Source organism: Streptomyces sp. NPDC052910 (genome assembly GCF_055585605.1).
Genome location: NZ_JBVJJR010000014.1, coordinates 108,576 through 135,232, shown reverse-complemented (window position 1 = coordinate 135,232; position 26,657 = coordinate 108,576). Strand labels below are relative to the sequence as shown.

Here is a 26,657-nt window from a genome sequence, read left to right as displayed (position 1 = left end):
GGCCAAGTCGTCGCCACCGTCCCCGAAAACAAAATCGTCGACACCCTCCTCGAACACGCCCTCCGCCTCACCACAACCGAAGAAGACGACCCACATGCCGCGAAGACCCCGGCGCCATGACCGCCCCCGCCACGTCCCTCTCCGCGGCCATCGACTTCGACGCCGCGCGCCGTGCCGTCGACGCCTGCCTGGACGACTTCCTCGCCCGCAAGGCCCGCACCGCCCGGGCCCACCACATGCCCGGCGAAATAGCCGACACCCTCCGCGGCTTCCTCTTCGCCGGCGGCAAACGGCTACGGCCCCTGCTGTGCTTCTGCGGCTGGCACACCGGCCCCGACACCGCCCACCCCACCGCCATGGTGCGCACCGCGGCGGCGCTGGAGATGTTCCACGCCTTCGCGCTCATCCACGACGACATCATGGACCACTCCACCACCCGCCGTGGTCACCCCACCGTCCACCGGGCCTTCGCCCGCCACCACCGCTCCCGCGGCCACACCGCGTCCGCCCGACGGGGCGACAGCGCCGCCATCCTCATCGGCGACCTCGCCCTGGCCTGGTCCGACGAGCTCCTGCACACCGCGGGCCTGCCGCCCGCACGCCTGAGCGCACTGCTGCCCCTCATCGACACCATGCGGAGCGAGGTGATGCACGGCCAGTACCTCGACCTGCTGACCACCGGGGAGCTCACCGGCGACATCGACACCCCGTTGCGCGTGATCCGCTACAAGACCGCCAAATACACCGTCGAACGCCCCCTGCACATCGGCGCCACCCTCGCCGGCGCGCCCGCTGGCGTCCTGGACGCCCTCACCGCCTACGCCCTGCCGCTCGGTGAGGCCTTCCAACTCCGTGACGACCTCCTCGGCGTCTTCGGCCGCCCCGACGACACGGGGAAGTCCCGCCTGGACGACCTGCGCGAGGGCAAACACACCGTCCTCCTCGCGCTCGCCCTCCGACGCGCCGACGCCGCCCAGAACGCGACGCTGCGCGACCTCGTCGGAAGCCCCGGTCTCGACGAATCCGGCGCGGCCCGCGTCCGCGGCATCCTCACCGCGACGGGCGCGCGAGCGGAAGTCGAGCGCATGATCCGACGCCGTCACAGGCGGGCATGCGACGTCCTCGTCGACGCGCCTCTCCCCCGGCCCGCCTCGCGGGCTCTGCGCACGATCGCCGACGCGGCCACGGCGAGGGCCGCGTGAACGGGCTTTGCCGGCAGCCGTGTTCTCCGGGATCCGCCACGGTCCGCGCGACGCGGCGGCAACCGGCGGTGTCGCTCGACACCTCGGTACCGGCATCGGCATCGGCATCGGCATCGGCATCGGCATCGGCGTGTGGACGCCCGGCGCGCCCCTTCTTCCTCCGCACGGGTGACGTCCCGCCGCGACTACGCGCACACGCCGGAGGGCAGCCTCTCGCGGACGTGCCGGAGGGGGGAGACGTGACGGCTCCTGTGAGAGCACGACCCGGAGGGAGGGGCCATCAGCGGTGCGGACATGACGGCGGGTGAGGGCCGGACGGTGTGGCGGCGTGCCATGCCCGTGGTGGTGGCCGCCTTGGTACTGGTGGCGGCGATGGCGGTGGCGATGGCCCAGGGGGCGCTGGCGGCGTCCTTCGCCGTTTCGGGGACGGCGTTCCAAATCTCGACACGGAAGTTGACCGGCAAGGGCCTGACCGTTTTCACGGCGGTGGACCGCACCGCCGACGGCACGGGACGGCCGGAGGCCAGGATCGGTCTGGGGAGCGCCACACTTGAGGGACTGTGCGAGTCGACGCGGATCAAGACGCCGGTGGGCACGGTGACGTTCAGGCTCACGGCCGGTGGAGGCGGTCCCGTCACGGCCGACGATCTGGTGATCGACGCGGACGACCTGAGGGGTGACGCCCGGTTCGGCCGGGTGGAACTCGGCCGGGATGCCTCCACCTTGGACGCGGTGCCTCATCTCCGGGGCGAGCCGGGCGAGTTCGGGCTCCAGGCGACGGACGTGGATGTGCGCGGCATCCGCACCCATGCCCATTCCGCCACCGGGGGCAATTTCCGCCTCGACGGCCTGAGCCTGGGCGTCCGGCTCGGGGACCACGGGTGCTTCTGACCGTGCGGCAGGGCGAATTCCCTTCGGTACGCGATCCCGGCCGGTCTCGGCGTGCGGCGTTGCGCGGCTGGCGCCGTACGCGCCCTTTCTGGGCCGGCGTGCTCCTGTTGCTGGCCGGTGGCGAGCTGATCGGCGTCACCTGCGTTCCGCTGCCCGTTCTCGTCACGCTCGGGGTCGGCGGGATCGCCGCCCTCGCCCTGGGCTGTGCGCTCGGCGTCGCCGGTCTCTTTCTGTGGTTCCTTCCCCAGGCCCGCCATTACATCGGTCTGCACGCCGTTCTCCTGGCGCTCGCCTCCTTTCCCGCCTGTAATCTCGGCGGCTATTTCGTCGGCACGCTCCTCGGCACCACCGGCGGGGCCATGGGCTTCGCCTGGGCGCCTCGCCCGCCGCGTCCCGAACGGCGAGCGACCGGCCGGCCGGCGCGCCGCGTCCGGAAGCGAAACCCGCCCGCGGCGCTGGCGGTGACATTGCCGGCCGTCCTCGTGGCGTCGTTCCTGCCCCGCGCCGGGGAAGCGTCCCTCCCCGCCGCGACCGCCTCCCGCGCCCAGGCGGTCACGGCGTCCCGTTTCACCACCAGCCACCTCACGATCAGCACGATCACCCGCCTGCCGACCGCTCAGGGACCGCGGAAGGTCCTCGCCCTCCGCATGGCGTCGGCCGCCCTGACCGACTACCGCATGCACGACCCGGGCGGGGCCTCGGCACCGTTGGCACTCGCCTCCGACGAACTGCGGCTCACGGGTCATGTCACCCTGTATCTCAGCCGTTTCCGGGGCTGCCTGGGACCGCTCGTCTGCCTGACGTTCAGCCCCGAGGCGTTGCCGCCACCCCCGGTTCTCCCGCTCTCGGTGACCCTCCACGACGTGCGCGCCGAACAGGTCCTCGTGCGGAGCGACCGTATCGACGCGGCGGAGTTCCGCGCGGTGACGACGCGCTGAACGGCCCGCGGCGCCACCACTGTCGGGCCGCGATTGCCGTGTGAACCGGAGCGGTAATCGCCCCGCCATTCCCGTCCCCCTCCTGCATCTCGCGACGCCTCGGCCGCCGAAATTCCTCACCTTCGCCTCACCGTTACTCTTTTCCCGCCGGTTTCCGTCGAGTTGAACCAATGAACCGCGATTAGCTCATGTGAGGTAAAGCGACAGAGCGTATGGCCGTCATCTCATGGGAATGGAATTTCACGGGCGTATCCCATTGCTGCCGGGAGGGCGCAAGTGGCGGAGAATGACGCACGGTTTTCCCTGTCCGACAATGCGATCGCCGTCGTGGGGGCCGCCTGCCGGCTGCCGGGCGGCGTCGACGGGCCGGCCGGTCTGTGGGACGCACTGATCGAGGGGCGGGACCTCATCAGCCCCCTGCCGCCGGAAGGGCGCTTCGATCCCCGGCGGTTGTGGGACCCGGACCCCGAACGGCTCGGGCGGAGCTACACGTTCGCCGGCGGTTATCTCACGGACATCGCGGGATTCGACCCGGCGTACTTCCGGATCTCGCCCAGCGAGGCGAAGCGGATGGATCCGCAGCAGCGGTTGCTGCTGGAGCTGACCGCGGAGGCCTTCGACGACGCGGCCGTCGATCCGGGGGTGTTCGCCGGTTCGGACACGGCGGTGTTCGTCGGGGTGTCGGACATGTCCTACTGCAGCATGCAGATGGCGCGTCCTGAGCAGATCAGCGGGCACACCATGAGCGGCAGCGCGCTGTCGCTCACCGCCAACCGCGTCTCCCTCGTCTTCGATCTGCGGGGCCCGAGCATGGCGGTGGACACCGCCTGTTCCTCGTCGTTGGTGGCCGTGCACCAGGCGTGCGAGACCCTGCGGTCCGGGCGTTCCCGGGCGGCGCTGGCGGGCGGGGTGAACGCGCTCGTCAACCCGTTGTCGTTCGTGGGCTTCTCGCGGGCGACCATGCTCTCGCCGAAGGGCCGGTGTGCGTCGTTCTCCGCGGGCGCGGACGGCTACGTGCGCTCCGAGGGCGGGGGGATGGTGCTGCTCAAACGGCTGTCCGACGCCCTGGCGGACGGGGACCGGGTGCACGCGGTGATCGCCGCCAGTGGTGTCAACAGCGACGGCGGGACGGCGGGGCTCGCGGCGCCCAGTGTGGAGATGCAGCGGCGGCTGCTGGAGGAGGTGTACGGGCGGGCGGGCATCGACGCGGACGCGCTGTGGTACTTCGAGGCCCACGGCACAGGTACGCCGATCGGTGACCCGGTGGAGTGCGAGGCGGTGGGCCGGGCGCTGGGCATGCGGCGTACCCGAGGACCCTTGCCGATCGGTTCGGTGAAGTCCAACCTCGGCCACGGCGAGCCGGCGTCCGGGGTGACCGGCCTGATCAAGAGCATGCTGGTGCTGCGGCACGGGCGGATCCCGGCCTCGCTGCACGCCACACCGGCCAACCCCGACATCGACTTCGGGGGACTCAACCTCACTTGCGTCACCGAGCCGCGTCCCGTGGACGGCCGGTCGCCCGGTGTCGTCGGGGTCAACAGCTTCGGCTTCGGCGGCGCGAACGCCCACGTCGTCCTGGCCCCGCCGCCCGAACGCCCCACCCTCGATGAACTCCCGCACAAGCCCCTCCCGTTGGTGGTCTCCGCGCGGACGCGGCAGGCCCTCGGCGAGGCTGCCGCGGCCATGGCCGAGCGGCTGGAGCAAGCGGCGGACGAGGAGTTCTACGACCTGTGCTGGACGGCGACGCGCCGCCGCGGCCGCCACCCGCACCGCCTCGCCGTCCTCGCCGACACCCGCGGGGAAGCCGTCGGTCGGCTGACTGCCGCTGACGCGCTCGGCCACGCGGTCGAAGCCGGTGACGGTGGCGGCGTAATCTTCGTCTTCTCCGGCAACGGCAGTCAGTGGGACGGTATGGCGGCCGACCTGATGGCGGCCGAGCCGGCGTTCCGGGAAGGCGTCGAAGAGGCCGACTCCCATCTGCGGCCGCTGCTCGGCTGGTCCGTCGCCGAGCTCCTAGCCCGTCCTCGACCCGGCGAAGGCGAGCCGGTGGAACGGCCGATGGCCGACACCCTCTACGCCCAGCCCGCCCTCTTCGCCCTCCAGACCGGACTGGTCACACTGCTGGACTCCTACGGGGTCCGCCCGGGGGCCGTGATCGGCCACAGCGGTGGGGAGCTGACCGCCGCCTACGTCTGCGGGGCGCTCGACGGCGCCTCGGCCGCCCGGGCGGTCGTCGAGCGCAGCCGTGTGCAGGCCGCGACGGCCGGCAGCGGCCGGATGGCGGTCGCCGCCCTGAGCCCCGATGAGGCGCGGGAGGCCATCGCTCCCTACGACGGGCTGCTGGAGATCGCCGCCGTCAACAGCGCCCGCGACGTCACCCTCTCCGGGGATGCCGCCGCGCTGGCCGTGCTGGGCAGTCTGCTGGCCACCCGGGAGGTGGCCTTCCGTGAACTGCCGGGCCCCTACGCCTTCCACACCGCGGCCATGGACGGCGTCGAGCAGCAGTTGCGCACCGCTCTGCAGGACCTCAAGCCCGGAACACCGCGCATCCCCATGGTCTCGACCGTCACCGGGAAGCAGGTCGAGCCCGGAGAGCTCGACGCCGACTACTGGTGGCGCAACATGCGCCACACCGTCCGCTTCGCACAGGCCGTGCGCGCTCTGGCGCCGATCGGCGTGGCGGCGGCCGTCGAGATCGGCCCGCGGCCCACCCTGCGCGGCGCGCTGACCCGGCTCGCGGCCGAGCAGCCGCGGCCCGGCTTCACCACGGTGGCCGCCATGGACGAGGACACCGCCGGCCCCGACGCCGTGCGCCGGGCCGCGGCCCGCGTCCTGGCCTGCGCCACCCGCGACACCGACCCGGACAAGCTGCTGCCCGTCCCCGGACGCGTCACCGACCTGCCCGCCTACCCCTGGCAACGCGAGCCGCACTGGCACGGGACACCCGGGGACTGGACCCGCGTCAGCGGTGACGGTGTCCTCGTCCACCCGCTCCTTGGTGAGCGCCTGCCCGCCCTGGAACCCGTCTGGTACGCCACCATCGAGCGCACACGCACCGCGTGGCTGGGCGATCACAACGTCGGCGGGTCCGTCATCATGCCGGCCACCGGCTACGTGGAGATGGCGCTGGCCGCCGGCCGGGAACTCTACGGCGAGCCCGCCGAGCTCGACGGCATCGACATCCCCCGCGGGCTGCCCCTGCCGTGGGACGCCACCATGGACGTACGCCTGCAGACCACCCTCTCCGACGAAGACGGCATCTGGCGCATCGCCAGCCGCACCGGCGAGAACGGCCCCTGGCGCCCGCACGCCCGCGGCCGCGCCCGCCGCCTGGCCACCCCCACACCGCCGGCCGGCATCGACCCGACCGCCCTCCGCGCTCGCATGCCCGACACCTGGGACGCCGACCGGCTCTACGCTTTCCTCGGCAAGGGGGAACTCCGCTACGGACCGGCCTTCCGTCTCCTGCGCGAGATCCACGTGGGAGACGGTGAGGTCCTCGCCTCCTACGCCTGCACACCACCCGATGACGGCTACGGCGGCTACCTGGCCTACCCGCCCCTGCTCGACGCCGCCTGGCACGCCTGCGCGCCGCTGCTGGCCGAGGTGCGGACCATGTACCTCCCGGCGGCGATCGGCCGGGTCCGGGTCTGGGGCGAGCTCCCCACCACCGGATGGACCCTCGTGCGCCAACGCTCACGTACGGCCCGCGAAGTGGCCTTCGACATCACGATCACCGACGGTCAGGGCTCCGTGGTGGCGGCCATGGACGACTGCCGGGCCCGCGCCATGCCGGCCCACGCCGCCGACGATCCGGCGCAGTACACCACGGTCCTGCGCGCGGCGCCCCTGCCCGGCCCCACTCCGGGCCCCGCCCCCGCACCCGGCCCGGAGGCTATCCTGGCCGCGGCGCGGGAGGAGATCGACGCGCTTCTGGCCGACTGGTCCGACGCCCGGTTCGCCCGGGTCATCGAAGCCTACGAGCGCCTGACCGCCGGACTGTCCGCGAAGGAACTGCGGACACTGCTGCCCGGACAGGACCGCTTCACGCTCGAAGATCTCTTCCGAGCCGGCCTGCTGCCGCGCCACGAACACTACCTGCGCATCCTGCTCGACCTGGCCGTACAGCGCGGATGGGCCGTGGAGGAAGCGGGAAGCTGGCGCTTCCCTTCGTCACAAATCGATCCTTCCCTCCTGGGTGCCCAGATGACGGAAAGCGCGGACCAGCTCTCCTTCGCCGTTCTGTGCACCCGCCTACGACCCCACTTCCTCAACGTGCTGCGAGGAGTGCGGGACGCCCGCGAGATGCTGGTCGAAGGCGCCGACCTGGTGCAGCAGTTCTACGACCTGTATCCCGTCAACAAGCTGCACAACCGCCTCACCCGCGCCCTGCTCCGGCAAGTGATCGCGGCATGGCCGGACGACCGGCCGCTGCGCATCCTGGAGGTGGGAGCCGGCACCGGAGGGCTCACCTCATGGCTCCTGCCCGTGCTGCCCCCGGAACGGACGCACTACGTGTTCACCGACATCTCCTCGGTGTACTTCCCCTCCGCCCAGGCCCGTTTCGAGGGCTACGACTTCGTCGAGTACCGCACCCTGGACCTCGACGCCGACCCGCTCGCGCAGGGCTTCACGCCGGAGAGCTTCGACCTCGTCGTGGCCGACTACTCCCTGCACGCGGCCAAGGACCTGGCCGCCTGCCTGCGGCGGGTCGCGTCCCTGCTGACGGAGAACGGCCTTCTGTGCGCCATCGAAGTCCACGACCCCGTACCCCTGGCGCTGCTCTTCGGCCCGCTGGAGGAGTTCTGGGCGCACGAGGACAAGCACCTGCGCCCGCACTCGATGCTGCTGCCCCGAGAGCAGTGGCCGCCCCTCCTTCAAGAGAGCGGATTCGACGACGTCGTGCGCACCGGGGCCGAAGGGTCGCCCGCCCGCGAGCAGTTCTCGGTCCTGCTCGCCCGACGCACCGGCGGCCTTCCGGCCGTACCGCGCGCGCAGGAGCCCCCGCACCCTCCGGAGGTCGTATCCCCACCGGAGGAACGGGAGAGCGCCCCGCCACTGTCCTGGCTGCTGATCATCGAGGACGACACGGAGCAGGATCTGCACCAGGCCCTCGCCCGCCGGCTCACCGCCGCGGGGAGTCCCGGGACCCGCACGCTGAGGGCAGCCGAGGTCCGGGAGGGTGAAGCGCACCTCGCGGAAGCGGGCACGGACGGCCTGGGGATCGTGTACCTGCTCAGCGCCGCGCAGGACCGGGAAACCGGTGACGCGCCGGACGCCGCCGTGGAGTCGGCCGTCGCCAGGGTGGCCACCCTGCGCGCCGTCGCCCGTGCCTGTGCCGGCGGTGCTCTCCCGGGGCTGCGTCGCCTGGTGCTCGTCAGCCACCCCACCGGTGCCCTGCCCGCCCCCGAGCGTCCGGCCGTGCCCGGCCAGGCCGCCGTCTGGGGTGCCGCGCGGGTCCTGGCCAATGAACTGCCCTTGTTGCCCGTCGTCCGCGTGTCACTGGAACGGGGCGAGGACGCGGACGCCGACGCCCGCCGGCTGGTGGCCGAACTGCTCCCCGGCGATGACACGGGCGAGGACGAGGTCGTCCTGACCCGCGCCGGCCGCTTCGTCCCCCGCGTGATCCACACCCCCCGCCCCACCCGGCCGAGCACCCACGTGGCCAACTACCGGCTGACGGTCGACCGCCTCGGCCTGGGCTACCGGCTCGCCTGGGACGAGGCGCCCATGCCCCGGCCGGGCCCCGGCGAAGTGACCGTCGCCGTCCGTGCGGCCGCGCTCAACTACCGTGACGTCATGGTCGTCACCGGCCTGCTGCCCTCCGTCGCCGAAGAGGGGCTCACCTCCGAGGACTACCTCTGCATGGAGGGCGCGGGCGTGGTCACCGCCGTCGGACCGCGCGTCACGGAGCTCGCCGTCGGGGACCGCGTCTACGGGCCCATGCACTCCGGTGCCGCCTACACGCGTTCCCCGGCCCACGTCCTCCGGCCGATTCCCGAGGGCATGACGTTCACCGAGGCCGCCACCCTGCCCGTCGCGTTCCTCACCGTCCACCACAGCCTGGAGACGTTGGCCCACTTGCGGCCCGGGGAAACCCTGCTCGTCCACGGCGGCGCCGGTGGCGTCGGCCTGGCCGCCCTGCAGTACGCGCGCCACATCGGCGCGCACGTGATCGCCACCGCCGGCACGCCCGTCAAACGCGACCTGCTGGGCGAGCTCGGTGCCGCACACGTCCTGGACTCGCGCGACCTGCGCTTCGCCGATCAGGTCCGTGAGCTCACCGGCGGCCGGGGCGTGGACGTGGTCCTCAACTCCCTGGCCGGCGAGGGGATGGCGCGCAGCATGGAGGTGCTCGCCCCGGGCGGGCGCTTCGTCGAGCTCGGCAAACGCGACGTGTACACCAACAGCCGCATGCTCGTCCGGCCGCTGGCCCACAACGCCTCCCTGCACGTCGTCGACCTCGGCCGCCTCCTCCTCACCGCCGCCCCGGGCGAGCTGCCGGAGCTGGCGGCCGTCCCCGAACGCGTACGCGAAGGGATCTACCGTCCGCTGCTCCACCAGGCTTTCCCCGCCGCGCGCGCCCAAGAGGCGTTCCGTCTGCTCCAGCACTCCCAGCACATCGGCAAAGTCCTCCTCACCTTCGACGACCCCGTCGCCGTCCGCACCTCCCCCACCCCGCCGCCGCCCGACCCCCACGGCAGCTACCTGATCGTGGGCGGGCTCAGCGGTCTCGGCGCGCGCACCGCCCTGCACCTCGCCCGCCGCGGCGCCCGCCGCCTGGCGCTGACCGGCCGCCGGGGCGCCGACAGCCCCGAAGCCCCGGACCTCCTCGCACAACTCCACGTCCTCGGTGCCGAGGTGAGCGTGCACGCCGTCGACGTCACCGACGCCGCCGCCATGCGCGAGGTCGTCCGGCAGACCGACACCCCCGCACATCCGCTGCGCGGCATCATCCACTCGGCCCTGCATCTGGACGACGACGCCCTGACCGACCTGAGCGACGAGCGTGTCCGCGCCGTCCTCGCACCGAAGATGGCGGGTGCCCTGGTCCTGGCCGCCCTCGCCCCCGGCAGGGATGCCGCCTTGACCCTGTACTCCTCGCTCAACGCCTGGATCGGCAACATCCATCAGGCCAACTACGCGGCCGGCAACCTCTTCACCGAAGCCCTCGTCCGCCGACGCCGCCACGAAGGACGACCGGGCCTGGCCGTCGCCTGGGGCCCCATCGCCGACACCGGCTACGTAGCCCGCGCGGGGCTGGCCGAGATCCTGGACAGGAGCGGGATGGCCCCGCTAACCCCGGACGACGCCTGCGCCGCCCTCGACCACTTCCACGCCCACGCCCTGGACGTCACCTGCTACGCCCGATGCGACTGGTCGGCCCTGCCGGTCGTCGCACCCACCGTGACCGGCCCCCGTTTCTCACCCGTCGTCCCACCGCCCTTGGCCGGAACCGGCTACCGGCTCGAAGAGCTCCTCACCCGCCTCCACGGGCTCCCACCCCAGGAAGCCCAGTCGCTCCTCGAGGAGAGCTTCACCGCGCTGGTCGCCGAGGTCCTGCAGATGCCCGTCGAGCAGATCGACCCGGCGCGGCCGCTCAAGGAGTACGGCATGGACTCCCTGATGGCCCTGGAAGTCATGGCCAAACTGCGTCGGAGTTTCCAGTACGAGGCTCCCGTCATGGAAGTCCTGCACAGCGACGGCTCCCTCCGCGGCATCGCCGAGGTCATGCTCCCCCGCATCCTGGCCGACCGGAAGTCGGCCGAGGCCACCGGGGCGCCCGCCTCCTGACCCGCCGGCGGTCCCGCCCGGCGGCACCCGGGCGCCGGAACGCGCCCGCGCGCCGCCGGACCGGGCCGCGTCACGAGGGAGCGGTGTGCTCCCTCGTGACGGCGGGCGGTCGTGGCGGCGCGCGGCCGTCGCCGGGTGGGGCCGAACGGTCCCGGGCGGGCTATTTCTTCTTGGTGACGGCCTCGGTCACGGCCGCCGGCGAGTCGTACTCCTTCTTGGGCATGGAGCTGAGCGCGTCCAGGGTGGTCTTGTCCGCGCCCTTCTTCTTGGCGTGTTCGACGAGGGTTTCCTTGTCGGCGGGGTAGTGCATGCCGCCGAGGCTCTTCTGGAGCTCAATGGGGTTCGGCTTCGCTGTCATGGGCTCCGGGTACCCGTGGGACGCGAGGGGATGAGCGGACGCCGGGGAATCACCCGGACGGCCGAGCTCCCGGGGCCCCGCGGCGCCGTCCCCCGGCCCGCCGCATAAGGTGGCGATCATGGAAACGGAAGATCGGAATCCGCATACCCGGCCGGGCCCGCGGGAGCGCTTCCGGCGGTCCCCCTTCCTGCCGGCCACCGTGCTCATCCTCATCATCGCGGCGGCGGCCGGACTGTTCGCCGGCTCGTACACCTACGCCATGGCCAACCCCACCCCGCACCGCATCCCCACCGCCGTCACGGGGGTGCCCACCTCGGACGTCAAGCGGGTGGAGTTCGTCCAGGGCATGGAGCGCGCCCTGGACGCGTCGCTCGAACTCCACCACTACGACACCTACGCCGAGGCCCGGCGGGCGGTGGACGAACAGAAGGTGTACGCGATCCTGCGCGCGCGTCCGCACGGCGCGGCGCTGGACGTCTCGGGCGCGTCCGGTGCCACCGTCGCCCAACTGTTGAGCGAGACCGCGCCGAAGGCGGGGGACGCCATCGGCGTACGGGTGGCCGTCACCGACGTCAACCCGCTGCAACCCGGCGACCCACGCGGGCTGGCCCTCTTCTACATCACGCTCGCGGCGGTGATCCTCGGCTTCGTCGGGGCCATCCAGCTCAGCGTCCACGCCCGCTCCCTCAACCCGGCCGAGCGCGTCGCCTTCACCATCGCCTACTCGGCACTCGGCAGCTTCGCCATCGCCGCCGTCGTCGACTGGGGGCTGGGGGCGCTGCGCCTGCCCTTCGGGGAGTCGTGGTTCATCCTGGGCCTGACCATGTTCACCACGGGCATGGTCTTCACGATGTTCAACACCTTGTTCGGCCGCTGGGCGATGATTCCGACCTGGGGCCTCATGGTCCTCCTCGGCAACCCGTCCTCCGGCGGTGCCGTCTCCTGGCCCCTGCTCCCCTCCCCCCTCGGCGAGATCGGCCGCTGGCTGCCTCCCGGCGCCTCCGTCAACGCCCAGCACGCGGCCGTGTACTTCCGCGGCCACCAGCAGCTCTTCCCGTTCGCCGTCCTCGCCGTCTGGGCGGCCGTCTCCACGGCCGTCTTCTGGATCTGGCGCCACCGCCACCCGGGCGGCCGGGAACTGGGCGACCGACTCGCGGACGAACCGGGGCCCTAAGGCCGTCCAGCGTCTGAAGGATGCTGCTGCGTCCGGCGAGTTCGGTCGGCCCGGCGGGCAGCTCCGCAGGACGCGGATGGCCGGCGGTGCTCGCGCGGGTGGCCGCCGCCGAGGCTGTGACGTCCGCGAGGCCGGAGTGAGCCGGTACGAGCCGGAGCAGGCGGTGAAGAAGGCCGTCCGGCACCCGGACGACTCCTGGCCGCCAGATATTCAACGAGGCTCCACCCTGCACTCGGCAGGGCGGGGCGCTGCCATACGGCGTCGGTAACTTCTCAGCGTCGCTTCGGCCGTCGGCGCGCTGCCTGGAACGGGATGGTGTCGGTCCCTCGCTCCCGCCGGATCTCCGCAGTGGCCGGCGCTCCGTTCGCCCCCGGACACACACCGGTCCACCACCCCTTGCCTCGCCGGAGCGCGGCAGCGCGGCAGCGTGGCGCGCGAGTGCCCGGCGCTGTGGCACGGACGGCTTGGAACGTGGGAAGAGCGTCCCGCAGTCACCAGCGAACGCAACGACCCGTAATGCGAGCGCAATTGAGTGCGATCAAGCCAACCAGGCTACCGGCTTCCTGGAGCCCATCATCCGCCTAGGGTGCCACTCGGCATCGGACCGCTCCCGGCATCGGACCGTTCGTGACATTGTCTCGCCGACCTTGGTCCATCACGCAAGGTCCTTTGAAGATACTGCCTAGGGCAACCCCGAACCCTCTGCCCCATCCTCCACCTTCAAGGAGCACGTGATGTCTTTCCTGTCCCCCGACTACCCCGAGATCCGCTACGACCGCGACGAGGGCGAGATCTCCGCGTCCTTCCGCCGCGCCGACGCCCCTCCGGAGTACACGGCGCCCAACGGCAACACCTTCCACTACCTGTCCACCCGGCTGTCCACCGACGGCCTGTTCGGCCTGTACAAGAACAGGATGGGGCCGGCCGTCGGCGGAACCAGCCCGCACTTCCACAAGACGATGTCCGAAGCCTTCTACGTACTGTCCGGCGAGATCCACGTCTTCGACGGCGACCGGTGGTTCGACGCCTCCCAAGGCGACTATCTCTACATATCCCCGGGCGGCGTCCACTCCTTCGGCAACATCTCCGGGGAACCGGCCGAGTTCCTCATGCTCTTCGCCCCCGGCGGCGCCCGCGAGGCGTACTTCGAGGGGCTTGAGCACCTCGGCTCCATGACCGACGAGGAACGGGCCGCGTTCCTAGTGCGGCACGACAGCTTCTTCGCCGACATGACCAAGGGCCCGGGAGCGGACTCCTGGGAGGACAGGGCGGCCCTGCGCACATCCTTCAAGACCCGCTGACCAGGGCGTTCCCCCGCCCCCGAGGGACCCCCCGGAACCTTGCGGTGCACCACATCCCCCACGGGTCGCCGCCGCACCCGTAAGGAAGGTAGGGGGGACAACCGAACCCCTACGGGGTGGGAGCGACCGCCCCACACCGTCAGCGGGTGACGGCGGAAGAGACGCTGACGAGTAGGGCGGCGAGGCCAGCGGGGGCGGCCGGCGACGGGAGCGGCCGGCGGCCCTTCTCCAGCGCGCTGATCCGCTGCTCCAGGGCGACGACGTCAGTTTCGTCGGTCGAGGAGGCCCGAGCCCGGCGCCCCGTCGGACCCCGCCCTCCCCCGCGTCCGTCGCGTGCCATCCGACCGGCCCGAGCCATCCGCCGGCCCGTCCGGGAAGGCCCGAGCCCGGCGCCTCCCGTCGTACCCCGCCTGCCCCCGCGTCCGCCGTCACAGCGGGAAGCGGGTGCGGTGCGCCCCGGGTGTGTGTCCGAAGGCGCGGCGGAAGACGTCGATGAAGGCGCTGCTCGACGCCCAGCCGCAGCGGTGGGCGACGGCGGAGACCGAGGCGCCCTCGGCCAGCAGGCGGAGGGCGTGGTGGAGCCGGAGCTGGGTGCGCCACTGGGGGAAGCTCATGCCGAGTTCCGACCGGCAGAGGCGGGTGAGCGTGCGGTCGCTGACGCCCGCTTCCGCGCCGAGTTGGGCCAGGGTGCGGGGGTCGGCCGGGTCGGTGTGGAGGGCCGCGCAGACCGCGGCCAGCCGGGGGTCGCGGGCGGTGGGCACGTGCAGGGGCTGTTCGTCGGAGCGCTGGAGCTCGTCGAGGAGGACGGCCCGCAGGCGGAGGCGTTCGGCGGTGGGGGCGGCGGGGCGGCCGGTGTAGGCGATGATCAGTTCGCGGAGCAGCGGACCGACGCCGATGACCGTCGGCCGGTCCAGGGACAGGGGGTTGTCGGTCACGGGCAGGCCGACGAGGTGCAGTTCGGTGTCGCCGTAGGCGCGGTGTTCGTGGACGGTTCCGGCGGGGATCCAGATGGCGCGGTTGCCGGGGGCGATCCAACTGCCCGCGTCCGTGGTGATGGACAGGACGCCGCGGCCGGCGTAGACGATCTGGTGGTCGTCGTGCCGGTGGGCGTCGATCCCCGCCCCGGCGGGCAGCGGGCGGTGTCCGGTGGCCGCGTGTGGTGTGTGCCGGACGCCGCGGCCGCTCGCGTCCGTGTGTCCCGGCGGTCGTATGGTCGGCACACCGGCCTCCCTTCTGGTCCAGACCTATTGACGAGCGCGGCGGGCGCTCCTACCTTCCAGTCACCCCACTCCCACCCCCACCTCAGGGAGCGAACGTGACCCCTCGAACCCTTGCGACGGTACGCCTGTCGGCCACCGTCCTGGCCATGGCCTGTGCCCTGCAACTCCCGGCCGCCGCGCCCCCGGCCGCCGCGTCCCCGGCCGGCGGCTCCGACCCTGACGTCTGCGCCGTCAGGCCGAAGCCCGCGGGCAAGGTCCTCCAGGGGTACTGGGAGAACTGGGACGGCGCGGCGAACGGCGTCCATCCGCCCCTCGGCTGGATCCCGGTGACCGACGACCGGATCCGCGCCCATGGGTACAACGTGCTCAACGCGGCGTTCCCGGTCATCCGCTCCGACGGCACGGTGCTGTGGGAGGACGGGATGGACGCCACGGTGAAGGTTCCGACGCCGGCGGAGACGTGCCGGGCGAAGGCGGCCGGGGCGACGGTCCTGATGTCGATCGGCGGGGCGGCGGCCGGCATCGACCTGAACTCGTCCGCCGTGGCCGACCGGTTCGTGGACACGGTGGTCCCGATCCTGAAGAAGTACAACTTCGACGGCATCGACATCGACATCGAGACGGGCCTCACCGGCAGCGGTGACATCACCCGGCCGTCCGTCTCGCAGGCCAACCTCATACGGATCATCGACGGGGTGCTGGCCCGGATGCCCGACGGGTTCGGGCTGACGATGGCGCCGGAGACGGCGTACGTGACCGGTGGCAGCGTGACGTACGGCTCCATCTGGGGCGCCTACCTGCCGATCGTGAAGAAGTACGCGGACAACGGCCGGCTGTGGTGGCTCAACATGCAGTACTACAACGGGAACATGTACGGCTGCTCCGGTGACTCCTACTCCGCCGGGACGGTCCAGGGGTTCACCGCGCAGACCGACTGCCTCGACCGGGGCCTGGTCGTGCAGGGCACCACTATCAAGGTGCCTTACGACAAGCAGGTCCCCGGCCTGCCGGCACAGCCGGGCGCCGGCGGAGGTTACATGACGCCCAATCAAGTAGGCCAAGCATGGCGGAACTACGGCGGACGGCTGAAGGGGCTGATGACCTGGTCCGTCAACTGGGACGGATCGAAGGGGTGGACGTTCGGCGACAACGTCAAGGCCCTACAGAGCCGTTGACGTCCCACCCGCGCGAAGTCCGGCGGTCAGCGGGGCGCGGTCCCGCCACATCGTCACCATCGGCTCCAGCATGGGGCCCAGTTCGGGCATCCGCGGGACGACGGCGAGTGCCGACACCGTCTGGAGCAGCCGCGCCCCCTCCATGACGTCCAGCAGCGCGCGGTCGACGGGTTCGCCGCCGGCGCGCTCGTACGCCTCGATGCCCGCGGGGCCGACGAGGGTGAGGTCCCACTCGACGGGTCCGCGCGTCGCGTCCTCGAAGTCGCTGAACCGGTGACCCCGGGCGGTGCGCAGGACGTTGTAGGCCGGGGAGTCGCCGTGCAGGGCCTGGAGGCGGGCGCCGGGGAAGCGGGCGGACAGGTCCCGGACCAGGGTTTCCAGGGCGGCGTACTCGCCCTCGGCGCGGTCGAGGTCGGCCGTCGTGAGCGTCTGCGGGTCCTTGCGCAGGGCCTCCAGCGCGGACCCGATCGCCGGGATGAGCGGGGCGAGGACGGGCAGCTCGCCGGGGTAGTCGGCGAGGTGCCGGTGGAGTTCCGCGGCCCAGCCGGTCTGTTCGGCGAAGCGCGCCTGGAGTGCCTCGGGGTCGTCCTGCGGGAGGTCGGCGAGGCGGTCGGTCTCGGTGACGAACTCCCAGAAGGTGAGCGACGTCCCGTCGGCCTCCACGGGCTCGCGGGGCACCAGCGGGCTGGGTCCGACGACGGGGACTCCGCGGTCGGCCAGCCAGCCGGTGACGGCCAGTTCGCGCCGCTGCTTGGCCACCAGTTCGTCGAGCGGGGCCAGGGCCAGGGAGGGGACGCGTACCACGACGGGGTCCGGCGCCAGGTGGACCAGGACGTTGAACACGTCGTGCAGGACGCGGGGTTCGTCCGCGCGGAGGCCGAGCCGGCGGCCGGCCCGGGTCGCGAGGTCCACGGCGCGCCGGGCGCGGTCGCCGAGGGAGGTGTCGGGGGTATGCGGGTTCACCATAAAGATGATCTTGCCCGGTGGGCGGCCCGGTTGTCGACGCCGTTCCCCGGCCGCCCGGCCCGTCGCACGCCTCAGGCGGCCGCGCCCCGCCGCCGGTACGTCACCGTACGTGGTGCCCGTCCGCGCCCGGGGCCGGCCTCCGGAAGGCGGCCCCGATACCGCGGAGGGAGACGCCGAGGGCCGGGAGGCGGCCAGGAAGGTGCCCGGGGGCGCCTCCCGGCCCTCGGACGTTCGGGGCGCCGCCGCCTCCCCCCGTCCTGCGCGCCCTCGTCAGGGCCGGCGCGCCCGGTCAGAACTCGTCGGTGGTGTGCGGGAGGTACGCGGTACGCAGCGCCGCGTCGAGCCGTCCGGCCGCTCCCGGGGTGTGCTCGGTGACGAGGCCCGCCCTTGCCAGGTGGCGCACTTCGGTGCCGCCGAGGTAGCAGGCGGCGAGGTCCCTGACGTCGAGTGAGAGGTCGGGGGCGGCGTCGGTGCGCGTTACGGTGGCGCCGGCCGGGCCGGCGGTGAGGCGGTGGCGTCCGGCGTTGGCGGGCAGGTCGGTGTCGGTGAGGTCCAGGACGGTGTCGCAGGGCGCGGCCCAGGCCCGTCCTTCCAGCGCGGCGGGCACGTCGAGCAGGCGCAGCCACAGGCCGGGGGCCGATTTGACGACGCGGACCCGGTCCCGGTCGGCGGCGAGGTGGAGCAGGGGGTCGTCGAGCGGGCGGCCCCACGCCCGTACCTTGTCGGTGAGGTCGATGGAGGCGAGGTAGCGCCAGAGGGCGGCGGCGGTGGCCGGGCCGTCGGCCTCGAGTTCCGCGAGGGCGACCGTGTCGCCGCCGGTGCGGTAGACGGCGTACCCGGCGGGGTCGCGGGGGTCGTGGCCGACGGTCACCACGCGCGGCGGGCTCAGGGAGGGATCGTCCTCCTCGGTCCGCTGGAGGACGTGCGTGTGCCACCAGGCATCGTCCCGGGCCGGGCGTCCGGCCCGGGACGCCCGCGCGGTGGCGTGGAGGCGGCCGACGACGGCGGGGGCGTCCTCGGGGGCGACGAGGCGCAGCGGCAGGTCGGCGGGGGCGACGCGCAGTTCCAGCGGCCTGGTCGCGTCGATCTCGACGCCGTGGACGTGGGTGGCGGCGCCGAAGCCGAAGCGGCCGTAGAGGCCCGCGTCGGCGGCCCAGAGGGCGGCGAGCGGCTGTCGGTTCGCGGCGCAGCGGCGCCACAGTTCGGCGAGCATGCCGCGCAGGATGCCGCGCCGGCGGTGCGTGGGGGCGACGGAGACGAACGTCACGCCGGCGCAGGGCAGTTCGCCGCCGGGTACGGACGGGGTGATCGGGTGGGCGGCGACCATCCCGATCAGCCGGTCCTCGTCGTAGGCGCCGACGCGCTCGCAGCCGAGGAGTCTGGCGCGGTGGCGTTCGCGCCGGTCCTCCTGGTCGTCCAGCAGGAAGACGAGGTAGGTGAGGTCGAGGGCGCGGTCCAGGTCCTTCTCGGGGATCGTGCGGAATTCCGGAGAGGTCATGATCGACACGCTAGCCCGCCAAGTCACCTGCGGTCACGGGAGATTGGCGAGATCGGCCGGATCTTCGCCCCTGCGTTGCGGGACGCCCGAGGCCGGATGAAACACAAGGTCAGTTTAGGTTAGGCTTCCCTAAGTTCAAGAGTCGTCTTCCGACACTCGCCCCCGCACAGGAAACAGGAGAGGTGCCACCGTGACCACGGCGTCCCGCCCGGAGGTCCGTCCCCGGGCCCTCGCCCCCGCCCGTGTACGGGCCGCCGGCCCCGCCCGTGTACGGGCCGCCGGCCCCGCCGACGCGGACGCGCTCCACGCCCTGTCCGAGCCGTTCATGCGCTCGGGCGCGCTGCGCCGCCGGTCGCCCGCCCTGTACGCGGCGACGGCGCGGCAGTTCCTCGTCGTCGAGGGCGCCGACGGCGTGCTGGAGGGCTGTGTCGCCCTGCGCGTCTGTCCCAGCGACGGGGGGACCGCGCTCCCGGCCGTCCTCCACAACTTCTGCGTCCGACCCGACCGGCAGCGGCGCGGGGTCGGGGCGCGGCTGCTGACGGCCCTGCTGGCCGAGGCCACCGCGCGTTCGGTGACCGAGGTCTTCGCGGCGACGACGGGGGACGGACGGTCGTTCGTCCGGAGCGGCTTCCGGGAGACGGACGCCTCCCTGGCCCCGCGCTCCTGGGCGGCGGCGCTGGACCCGGCCCGCGGTTCACGGATCTTCGTCCGGCCGGTGGCCTGACCGACGACGACGGGCGGTGCCGGCACGTACGCCGACACCGCCCGTTCCCTGCCCCGCCCGTCCCGTGCCGCGCCGGGTTCAGCCCTGCCCGGACCGCCACTGCCGGGCCAGTACCCACACCAGGTAGCAGCCGCCGACGACGCCCGTGAGCACCCCGACGGGCAACTGCGTGGGTGCCAGCATCCGCTGGGCGGCGATGTCGCTGAGCGACAGCAGCAGGGCACCCATCACCGTGGACGGGAGCAGATTGGGGCCGGCGGCCCGGGTGAGCCGGCGGACGACCTGCGGGGCGACGAGGGCGACGAACGGGACGGGCCCCGCGACGGCCGTCGACAGCGCCGTCAGGCCGACGCCCGCGACGAGGGCGCCGGAGGTGACGCGCCGCACCGGCACGCCCAGCGCGGCGGCCGTGTCGTCGCCCATCTCCAGCATGCGCAGCGGCCGGCCGAGCAGGACGGCCACGGGACCGAGGACGGCCAGGGACGCCACCATCGTCCACACGTGCTCCCAGCCGCGGCCGTTGAGGCTGCCGGTGAGCCAGACCTGGGCGCTCTGCGCGTCGTTGAAGGAGGCCCGGGCGATCAGGTAGGCGTTGGCGGCGGTGAGCAGCGAGCTGACGCCGATGCCCACGAGGATCAGCCGGTAGCCGGCCGCGCCGCCCCGCCAGGCGAGCAGGTAGACGGCCACGCTGGTGACCGCGCAGCCGACGACCGAACCGACGGCGACGGAGGCCGCGCCCGCGCCCAGCACCAGGATGGTGACGAGGGCTCCGGTGGCGGAGCCCACCGTGAAGCCGATGACGTCGGGGCTGCCCAGCGGGTTGCGGGCGACGGTCTGGAAGAGGGCGCCGGACAGCCCCAGGGCCCCGCCCACCAGCAGCGCGGTCAGCAGCCGGGGCAGCCGCAGCTCCCCCACGATGTAGTCGGCGCCGGGCACGTTCCCGCCGGCCAGGACCTTCAGCACGTCGCCGACGGGGACGTGGAAGTCGCCCGTGGTCAGCGTCCAGACGCCGACGGCGGCGGCGGCCAGCGCGAGGAGGGCGCCGACGGCGGTGGCGCGCGGGTCCCAGCGCACCGACAGGGTCCTGCCGGGCCCCGGCAGGCGCAGGGCGCGCGGCTGGTGCCGCGCGCCCGGGCCGGCGGCGGGGCGCGCGGGCATGCTGCTGCTGGTCACAGTTGGGCGATCCTCTTGCGGCGGACGAGGGCGATGAACAGGGGCGCTCCGAGGAACGCCGTGACCACGCCGGCCTCCAGTTCCTCGTTGCTCAGCACGACGCGGCCGACGATGTCGGCGGCGAGCAGCAGGGCCGCGGCGAGGACGGCGCTGTAGGGCAGCAGCCAGCGCTGGTCGGGGCCGGTGATCAGCCGGGCGATGTGCGGAACGGCGAGGCCGACGAAAGCGATCGGGCCGACGGCGGCGGTGGCCGCGCCGCACAGCAGGGTGATCGCCGTGATGGTGGCGACCTGGGTGCGGCCCGGGTGGGCGCCCAGCGAGCGGGCCGTGTCCTCGCCGAGGGCGATGGCGTTGAGCGGCCGGGCAAGCAGGGCGGCCAGCACGGCGCCGGCACCGAGGAAGGGCAGCACGTGGACGAGGACGGAGCCCGGCTGACCCGCCAGCGTGCCGATCTGCCAGAACCGGAACCGGTTGAGGGTGAGCGGGTCCAGCAGGATCAGTCCGTTGACGACGGCGGTCAGCACGGCGGAGACGGCCGTGCCCGCGAGCGCCAGCCGCACGGGCGTGGCGCGCGACCGGCCGCGGGTGCCCAGCAGGTAGACGGCGGCCGCCGCCAGCGCCGCGCCGAGCAGGGCGGCCCAGACGTAGGCGGAGAAGTCGCCGAGGTCGAGCAGGGCGGTGGAGCCCGCGACCGCGGCGGCCGCGCCCGCGTTGACGCCCAGCAGGCCGGGGTCGGCCAGCGGGTTGCGGGTGAGGGCCTGCATCAGGGCCCCGGCCAGGCCGAGCGACGCGCCGATGACGATGCCGAACAGGCTGCGCGGCAGCCGGGAGGTGCGGACGACGATCCAGTCGTCGCTGCCGGGGTCGCGGTGCAGCAGGGCGTGCACGACGTCGCCGGGCGGGATGCTCTTGGCGCCGATGCCGAGGCCCAGCACGGCGAGCACCACCACGAGCGCGGCGCAGGCGAGCAGCCCGGCGGCGCGCCGGGCGTGCCAGGCGCGGCCGGCCCGGGGCCGTGCGGGGGCAGGAGCAGGAGCTGAGGCGGGGGGCCCGGTGACGGCCGGGGCGGTCGTGCTCACGCGTGCTCGTGCTCTTCGTCCTCGTGGTGGTCGTGGTTCTCCACGCCGCGCTTCCAGTAACCGTCCACGTCCACCTGCTCCTTGGCCAGGCCGAGCTCGCGGCGCAGGTAGCGGCGGATGGGCTTGAGGGAGGTCGCCTCGCCGGCGACCCAGGCGAAGCCGAGTCCGTCGGTGGGCAGTTCGGCGGCGCGGATGGCGCGTTCGATGAGGTCGCTGTGTCCGGCCGGGGTGGCGCCGCGGTGCAGCCAGGTCAGCGAGAGGTCGGTGGCGGTGCGGAAGGTCTGCTCGTCCGCCGGGCCGGGAACCTCGGCGAAGGCGATGACGCGGACGCCGGCGGGCAGCTTCTCCAGCCAGCGGGCGAGGGCGGGCAGGGCGGTCTCCTCGGCGGCCAGCAGGTACCAGTCGTGGACCATGGGCAGCACCTCGGAGCCGCGCGGGCCGAGGACGCCGAGCCGCATGCCGGGCCGGGCCCGCTCGGCCCAACCGGAGCCGACGCCGCTGCCGTGCAGGACCATGTCGACGTCCAGCTCGCGGGCCTCGCGGCGGTAGTGACGGACCGTGTAGTCGCGGGTGATCGGCTCGACCGGGGCGTCCATCCAGGTGTCGTTCACGACGACCGGCTCGACGGGGAGTTCGGCACCGTCGTGGGCGAAGCAGAGCTTCACGTGGTCGGTGGGCGACTGCTCGCAGAACCCGTCGAGGTCGGGGCCGCCGAGGGTGACGCGTACGGTGGAGGGGGTGATCCGGTCGACCTTCCGCACTTCCAGCAAGCGGTACTTGAGGGGGTGGCGGACGATGCGCATGCGCGGAAGCAGCGTGTCGGTGGTCATCGATCATCCCTATCCGGTCGGGTACGGCGGGGCCGGAGCCGGGACCGCCGCGGCCCCCGGCACGTGACACACCGGGGGCCGACGGGGGCCGGCTCGTCGGTCGGGCCAACCTCCCCGACCGAGGTTAGGCTACCCTAACCCAGATCATGACCTCTGCGCCATCCGCCCGGCCACCCGGCCTTGTTCGAGCCGGATGACGCGCGGCAGCCGGGCGATGGTGGCCGGCCGGTGCGCGATGACGATGAGGGTGCGGTCCGCGCTCATCCCGTCCAGGGCGTGCTCCAGACGGGCCGCCGTCACCGGGTCGATGTCCGCGGTGGCCTCGTCGAGGACGAGCACCGCCGGGTCGGCGAGCGCCGCCCGCAACAGGCCGACGATCTGCCGCTCCCCCGCCGACAGCCGCTCGCCGCGAACGCCCACCTCCGCGTCGAGGCCGCCCAGGTCGCGCAGCCAGTCCTCCAGGCCCAGCTCGCGGACGGCCCGTTCCATGGCGGCCCGGTCCGGGGCGCTGTGCACCAGCTCCAGGTTCCGGGCGATGGTCCCGGTGACCATCCGGACCTCCTGCGGGACCAGGACGACGCGGCGCCGCAGTTCGGCCTCGGAGAGTTCCCGCAGGTCCGTCCCGGCGAACCGGACGGCTCCCCGGTCGGGGGCGTAGAGCCCGCAGAGGAGCTTGGACAGGGTGGTCTTGCCGGAGCCCGTCTCGCCGACGACGCCCACGCGGTCGCCGGCGGGGAACGCCAGGGTGACGTCGCTCAGTACCCGGGTGCCGTCCTGGTAGCCGTACTCCAGGCTCTCGCAGCGGAGTTCGCCGCGGAGCGGCAGGCCGGCCGGGCTCGGGGCGGCGGGTTCGGCGGGCTTGACGCGTTCGGTGGCGGCGAGCAGGTCGAGCAGCCGGGCCAGCCCGGTGCGCGCGGTCTGCACATGGCCGACGAGCTGCGAGAGGTCGGAGAACGAGTCGAACAGGTTGCGGCTGGCGAGCACGAAGGTGACGACGGTGCCGATGCTGATGTCACCGCGCGAGGCCTGCCAGCCACCGAAGAGGAGCAGGGCGACGAGCGCGACGCCCTCGATGAGGCTCACCAGGTCGATGCGGTTCTCCACCCGCACCGCCCGCCGGGCGGCGGTCACCGCCACCGCGTTCTCCCGCCCGAAACGGCGCATCCAGCCCGGCAGTCCGCCGGCGGTCTGCAGCGCCTCCCGGACCGTGAGGGTCTCGCTGAACGTGGCGGCCACGGTGGCCTCGGCCGTCGCCTTCCCGCCGAACGCGGCGGACGCGTCCCGCTGGAACCAGCGCATCGCCAGCAGCGCCGGCGGGACGAAGACGACGAGCTGCACCAGGGCGAGCTGCCACGAGTAGACGAACAGCACGCACAGGGTGAAGACCAGGGTGGCCGTGGCGGACACCAGGTTCCGCAGGTGCATCCGGACGAACGCGGCCAGCGCGGCCACCTCGCCGGTGGTGCGGCGCAGCAGTTCGCCGGTGCGGTGCGACTCCAGGAACCGCAACGGCGCCGAGGCCAGGTTGGCGACGGTCCGCTCGCGCAGGCTGCGCACGACGTTCTCGCCGGCCTTGGCGAGCAGCAGCTCGCCGGAGCGGGCGAGGCCGAGCTGGACGACGGCCAGCGCCACCAGCGCGCCCGCGGCGACGAGCAGGCCGGTGCGGTCGTGGTGGTCCAGCGCGTCGGTGGCGCGGCCGACCAGCGGGGCGACGGCGACCAGGGCCGCGGAGTCGGCGAGGCCGACGGCGACGGCGGTGATCAGGGCCCGCCGGTGCGGGCGCAGGTGGGGGGCGGCCCGGCGCAGGATGTGACGCTCGTCGGGCCGCTCGTCGAGCAGGATGGGCTCAGCCACGGTCGGCCTCCTGGTGAGCGGCGGACAGGGCGGGCGCACCGGTTTCCCGGGAGACGGCGGTCTCCTCGGGGGCGGCAGTCCCCTCGGGAGCAGCGGCCCCCTCGGGAGCAGCGGTTCCCTGAGATACGGCGGTCTCGCACGGGACCGCGGTCTCGCACGCCACGGCCCCGGTGTCACGGGCCGTCAGGGTGACGACGCGGTCGGCGGCCTCCAGAACGGCCGTGCGGTGGGTCGCGAAGAGGACCGTCCGCCCGTCGGCCCAGGCCCGCAGCCGCTTCAGGACCTGGGCCTCGGTGGTGGTGTCGAGGGCGGAGGTGCAGTCGTCCAGCACCAGCACCTCGGGGTCGCCGAGCAGCCCGCGGGCGAGTGCCAGGCGCTGGATCTGGCCGCCGGACAGGGCCGTGCCGCTCTCGCCGAGCGGGGTGTCGTAGCCGTCGGGCATGGCGGCGATCTGGTCGTGGACGCAGGCCGTCTCGCAGGCGGCGCGCAGGGCCTCGTCGGACAGGTCGCGGCCGAGCCGCAGGTTCTCGGCGACGGTCCCGGACAGCAGCAGGGGCCGCTGGGCCACGTAGCCGATGCGGCGGCGCACGTCGTCGAGGGCGGCGTCGCGCAGGTCGGTGCCGCCGTAGCGGACGGACCCGGTGGCCGGGTCGTCCAGCCGGGCGGGCAGCCGCAGCAGGGTGCTCTTGCCGGAGCCGGTGGCGCCCTGGACGGCCACGAACTCGCCGCGCCGCACGGTCAGGTCGAGCGGGGCGAGGACGGTGACGCCGTCGCGGACCGCGCTCACGCCACTGAACTCCAGGTCCCCGCCGGAGGCCAGGGCGACCGGCTCGGCCGGGTCGGTGACGGTGGAGGTGAGGGCCAGGGCCTCCTCGATCCGGGCGGCCGCGACGTCGGCCTGCCCGCGTTCGAGGAGCCGCTGGACGAGGACGCGGGTGGCCAGTGTGACGGTGGCCATCCACGAGGTGAAGGCGACGAGTCCGCCGATGGTCAGCCGGTCGTCCAGAACGGCGAGACCGCCGACGCCCACGCCGACCGCGACGGCCAGCCGGGGCACGAAGGGCGCGACGGCGGCCCAGTTCGCCTCGATACGGGCGGCTTTGACGGTCTTGTCGGTGACCACGGCGCTGGCGGAGTCGTGCCGGTCGAGCAGCGGCCGGTGGCCGCCGGTGCCGCGCAGCCCGGTGCCGACCTGGAGCAGGTCGGCGACGGCCTCGGCGCGTTCGCCGTGGGCGGCGGACAGCTCGTCGCTGGCGGCGCCGAAACGGCGCGGGAAGTACAGGTTGACCCAGGTGAGGAAGGGCAGCATGCCCAGCGTCACCAGCAGCAGGATGGGGTCGAGCGCCGCCAGAGCGGGCAGGACGACGACGAAGGTGGTGGCGAGGACGACCCACACGGCGAGGCCGTGCACCCACTCGCGGACCATGTCGGTGTCCCGGGTGGCGCGCATGGCCAGATCGCCGTGGCCGCGTTCGGCGAGGGCGGCCCGGTCGAGGCCGGCCAGCCGGCCGAGCAGCCGCGACCGCAGGTCGGCGCCGACCCGGGCGTCGGTGGTGCTCGCCCAGTACTGCCAGCCGTAGAGTCCGGCGAACTGCACACAGGCGGCGAGCGCGGTCGCACCCGACCACAGCAGCAACGCGTCCGCGTCCCCGCCCTTCTCGACGCCCTGGTCCAGCGCCCGCTGGACGCACCACGGGATGGCGAGCAGCGCGATCTGGCGGACGCAGGCGGAGATCATCCCGGCGAAGAGCGTGGCCCGGTGCGGGCGCAGCGAGTCGCGCAGCAGACGGCGGGCGCGCCGCCGCCGCTCGGCGGGGAGGCTCTTCGGGTCGTCGTCCTCGGGCTCGTCGGCGGTGCCGGCCGCCGTGCCGGTGCTCTCGGTCGTGCCGGTGGCCTCGGCCGTGCCGGTGTCCTCGGCCGGTTCCGTGGCGCCGGCCGCCTCGACTCCGGTGGCCGGTCCGGTGGCCGACGGGCCGGTGCCCGACTGGTCGGCGGCACGCGCCCGTTCGTCGGTGGGGGCCCGGTCCTTCGCGGGCTCGGCGGCCGGCCGGTCGCCCGGTGGCCGGTCGGCGTGGCCGGGATGGTGCTCCGGCTTGGCGGGGTGGGTGCTCACGACGTCAGGTATCCGATCCGAGGGGTGGTTCGACCGCGCGGTCCGGCCGGGACGACCGGTCCGGACCGCGCGGGGCGGGGGCGGGGGTCCGGGTCAGGACCGCGCGGTGAGACTGGCCGGGCGCATGTCCGTCCAGTTCGCGTCCACGTACTCGGTGCAGCCCTGGAGGCTGTCCTCGCCGTGGACGACGGTCCAGCCGGCGGGGACCTCGGCGAACACCGGCCACAGCGAGTGCTGGTTCTCGGCGTTGACGAGGACGTAGTAGCGGGCGTCGTTGTCCTCGAAGGGGTTGGTGGCGCTCATCTGCGGTGCTCCTTGGTGAAGTGGAGGGGTACGTCGTGGATTGTCGATGATCTTGTGGGGCTCA

The 26,657-nt window shown here is 73.5% G+C and carries 19 protein-coding genes; 9 read left to right on the top strand and 10 right to left on the bottom strand.

What is annotated here, in order from left to right; genetic code table 11:
- The first annotated feature begins 116 nt into the window (after positions 1–116).
- The 5 genes from ACZ6X9_RS31960 (at position 117) to ACZ6X9_RS31940 (ending at position 10,825) form a co-directional block, all read left to right on the top strand.
- On the top strand, positions 117–1,202 hold the full coding sequence (locus tag ACZ6X9_RS31960; RefSeq protein ID WP_469781524.1) for a polyprenyl synthetase family protein: 1,086 nt from the start codon (positions 117–119) through the stop codon (positions 1,200–1,202).
- Between the two features lie 19 nt (positions 1,203–1,221).
- Positions 1,222–1,374 carry a hypothetical protein gene (locus ACZ6X9_RS31955; protein ID WP_469781523.1) on the top strand — a complete coding sequence of 51 codons (153 nt, stop codon included), beginning with the start codon at positions 1,222–1,224 and terminating at the stop codon, positions 1,372–1,374.
- Positions 1,375–1,496: 122 nt separating this feature from the next.
- Complete coding sequence (locus tag ACZ6X9_RS31950; RefSeq protein ID WP_469781522.1) at positions 1,497–2,093, top strand: DUF6230 family protein; 597 nt, start codon at positions 1,497–1,499, stop codon at positions 2,091–2,093.
- The gene (locus tag ACZ6X9_RS31945; protein WP_469781521.1) at positions 2,084–3,031 is read left to right on the top strand and encodes a DUF6114 domain-containing protein; all 948 of its coding nucleotides are present in this window, start codon (positions 2,084–2,086) and stop codon (positions 3,029–3,031) included. The genes ACZ6X9_RS31950 and ACZ6X9_RS31945 overlap by 10 nt, the downstream gene beginning before the upstream one ends.
- Before the next feature lie 276 nt (positions 3,032–3,307).
- Positions 3,308–10,825, top strand: a complete 7,518-nt coding sequence (locus tag ACZ6X9_RS31940) for an SDR family NAD(P)-dependent oxidoreductase (protein WP_469781520.1) — start codon at positions 3,308–3,310, stop codon at positions 10,823–10,825.
- A 160-nt stretch (positions 10,826–10,985) separates the two neighbouring features.
- On the opposite strand, the gene ACZ6X9_RS31935 is transcribed toward ACZ6X9_RS31940, so the two are convergent.
- Positions 10,986–11,183 (bottom strand): DUF2795 domain-containing protein, encoded by a 198-nt coding sequence (locus ACZ6X9_RS31935; RefSeq protein WP_040889810.1) that lies wholly within the window; start codon positions 11,181–11,183, stop codon positions 10,986–10,988.
- A gap of 118 nt (positions 11,184–11,301) precedes the next feature.
- Here ACZ6X9_RS31935 and ACZ6X9_RS31930 point away from each other — a divergent pair, with 118 nt between their 5' ends.
- Both ACZ6X9_RS31930 and ACZ6X9_RS31925 read left to right on the top strand, forming a co-directional pair.
- On the top strand, positions 11,302–12,357 hold the full coding sequence (locus ACZ6X9_RS31930) for an ABC transporter permease (protein ID WP_469781519.1): 1,056 nt from the start codon (positions 11,302–11,304) through the stop codon (positions 12,355–12,357).
- Between the two features lie 734 nt (positions 12,358–13,091).
- Positions 13,092–13,658 (top strand): cupin domain-containing protein, encoded by a 567-nt coding sequence (locus ACZ6X9_RS31925; protein WP_469781518.1) that lies wholly within the window; start codon positions 13,092–13,094, stop codon positions 13,656–13,658.
- Positions 13,659–14,086: 428 nt separating this feature from the next.
- Here the strand turns inward: ACZ6X9_RS31925 and ACZ6X9_RS31920 are convergent, their stop codons facing one another.
- Complete coding sequence (locus ACZ6X9_RS31920) at positions 14,087–14,878, bottom strand: AraC family transcriptional regulator (RefSeq protein ID WP_469781517.1); 792 nt, start codon at positions 14,876–14,878, stop codon at positions 14,087–14,089.
- A gap of 146 nt (positions 14,879–15,024) precedes the next feature.
- On the opposite strand from ACZ6X9_RS31920, the gene ACZ6X9_RS31915 reads away from it, so the two are divergent.
- Positions 15,025–16,053: a chitinase gene (locus tag ACZ6X9_RS31915; RefSeq protein WP_469781527.1), complete on the top strand. Its 1,029-nt coding sequence runs from the start codon at positions 15,025–15,027 to the stop codon at positions 16,051–16,053.
- Here ACZ6X9_RS31915 and ACZ6X9_RS31910 read toward each other — a convergent pair.
- Positions 16,039–17,019: an aminoglycoside phosphotransferase family protein gene (locus ACZ6X9_RS31910; protein ID WP_469781516.1), complete on the bottom strand. Its 981-nt coding sequence runs from the start codon at positions 17,017–17,019 to the stop codon at positions 16,039–16,041. The two genes, ACZ6X9_RS31915 and ACZ6X9_RS31910, sit on opposite strands and share 15 nt — an antisense overlap.
- Positions 17,020–17,308: 289 nt before the next feature.
- Positions 17,309–18,517 (bottom strand): GNAT family N-acetyltransferase, encoded by a 1,209-nt coding sequence (locus ACZ6X9_RS31905; RefSeq protein WP_469781515.1) that lies wholly within the window; start codon positions 18,515–18,517, stop codon positions 17,309–17,311.
- Positions 18,518–18,707: 190 nt separating this feature from the next.
- Between ACZ6X9_RS31905 and ACZ6X9_RS31900 the strand changes: the two genes are divergently transcribed.
- A complete protein-coding gene (locus ACZ6X9_RS31900; protein ID WP_469781514.1) occupies positions 18,708–19,241 on the top strand; it encodes a GNAT family N-acetyltransferase in 534 nt (177 codons plus the stop codon).
- Between the two features lie 78 nt (positions 19,242–19,319).
- Here the strand turns inward: ACZ6X9_RS31900 and ACZ6X9_RS31895 are convergent, their stop codons facing one another.
- From ACZ6X9_RS31895 to ACZ6X9_RS31870, 6 genes are all read right to left on the bottom strand, one after another.
- A complete protein-coding gene (locus tag ACZ6X9_RS31895; RefSeq protein ID WP_469781513.1) occupies positions 19,320–20,414 on the bottom strand; it encodes a FecCD family ABC transporter permease in 1,095 nt (364 codons plus the stop codon).
- Entirely contained in the window at positions 20,411–21,493 is a 1,083-nt protein-coding gene (locus tag ACZ6X9_RS31890) for a FecCD family ABC transporter permease (protein WP_469781512.1), read from the bottom strand. Before ACZ6X9_RS31890 ends, ACZ6X9_RS31895 begins: the two co-directional genes overlap by 4 nt.
- On the bottom strand, positions 21,490–22,323 hold the full coding sequence (locus ACZ6X9_RS31885; protein ID WP_469781511.1) for a siderophore-interacting protein: 834 nt from the start codon (positions 22,321–22,323) through the stop codon (positions 21,490–21,492). Before ACZ6X9_RS31885 ends, ACZ6X9_RS31890 begins: the two co-directional genes overlap by 4 nt.
- Before the next feature lie 144 nt (positions 22,324–22,467).
- Entirely contained in the window at positions 22,468–24,177 is a 1,710-nt protein-coding gene (locus ACZ6X9_RS31880; protein WP_469781510.1) for an ABC transporter ATP-binding protein, read from the bottom strand.
- Positions 24,170–26,290 (bottom strand): ABC transporter ATP-binding protein, encoded by a 2,121-nt coding sequence (locus tag ACZ6X9_RS31875; RefSeq protein WP_469781509.1) that lies wholly within the window; start codon positions 26,288–26,290, stop codon positions 24,170–24,172. The genes ACZ6X9_RS31880 and ACZ6X9_RS31875 overlap by 8 nt, the downstream gene beginning before the upstream one ends.
- Before the next feature lie 93 nt (positions 26,291–26,383).
- On the bottom strand, positions 26,384–26,593 hold the full coding sequence (locus tag ACZ6X9_RS31870) for an MbtH family protein (protein WP_469781508.1): 210 nt from the start codon (positions 26,591–26,593) through the stop codon (positions 26,384–26,386).
- Positions 26,594–26,657: the final 64 nt, after the last annotated feature.

Excerpts from the sequence above, each read along its gene's own strand:
- ACZ6X9_RS31960 (WP_469781524.1), top strand. The coding sequence starts at position 117 with ATGACCGCCCCCGCCACGTCCCTCTCCGCGGCCATCGACTTCGACGCC.
- ACZ6X9_RS31950 (WP_469781522.1), top strand. The coding sequence starts at position 1,497 with ATGACGGCGGGTGAGGGCCGGACGGTGTGGCGGCGTGCCATGCCCGTG.
- ACZ6X9_RS31935 (WP_040889810.1), bottom strand. The coding sequence starts at position 11,183 with ATGACAGCGAAGCCGAACCCCATTGAGCTCCAGAAGAGCCTCGGCGGC.
- ACZ6X9_RS31930 (WP_469781519.1), top strand. The coding sequence starts at position 11,302 with ATGGAAACGGAAGATCGGAATCCGCATACCCGGCCGGGCCCGCGGGAG.
- ACZ6X9_RS31925 (WP_469781518.1), top strand. The coding sequence starts at position 13,092 with ATGTCTTTCCTGTCCCCCGACTACCCCGAGATCCGCTACGACCGCGAC.
- ACZ6X9_RS31915 (WP_469781527.1), top strand. The coding sequence starts at position 15,025 with ATGGCCTGTGCCCTGCAACTCCCGGCCGCCGCGCCCCCGGCCGCCGCG.
- ACZ6X9_RS31910 (WP_469781516.1), bottom strand. The coding sequence starts at position 17,019 with ATGGTGAACCCGCATACCCCCGACACCTCCCTCGGCGACCGCGCCCGG.
- ACZ6X9_RS31905 (WP_469781515.1), bottom strand. The coding sequence starts at position 18,517 with ATGACCTCTCCGGAATTCCGCACGATCCCCGAGAAGGACCTGGACCGC.
- ACZ6X9_RS31885 (WP_469781511.1), bottom strand. The coding sequence starts at position 22,323 with ATGACCACCGACACGCTGCTTCCGCGCATGCGCATCGTCCGCCACCCC.
- ACZ6X9_RS31870 (WP_469781508.1), bottom strand. The coding sequence starts at position 26,593 with ATGAGCGCCACCAACCCCTTCGAGGACAACGACGCCCGCTACTACGTC.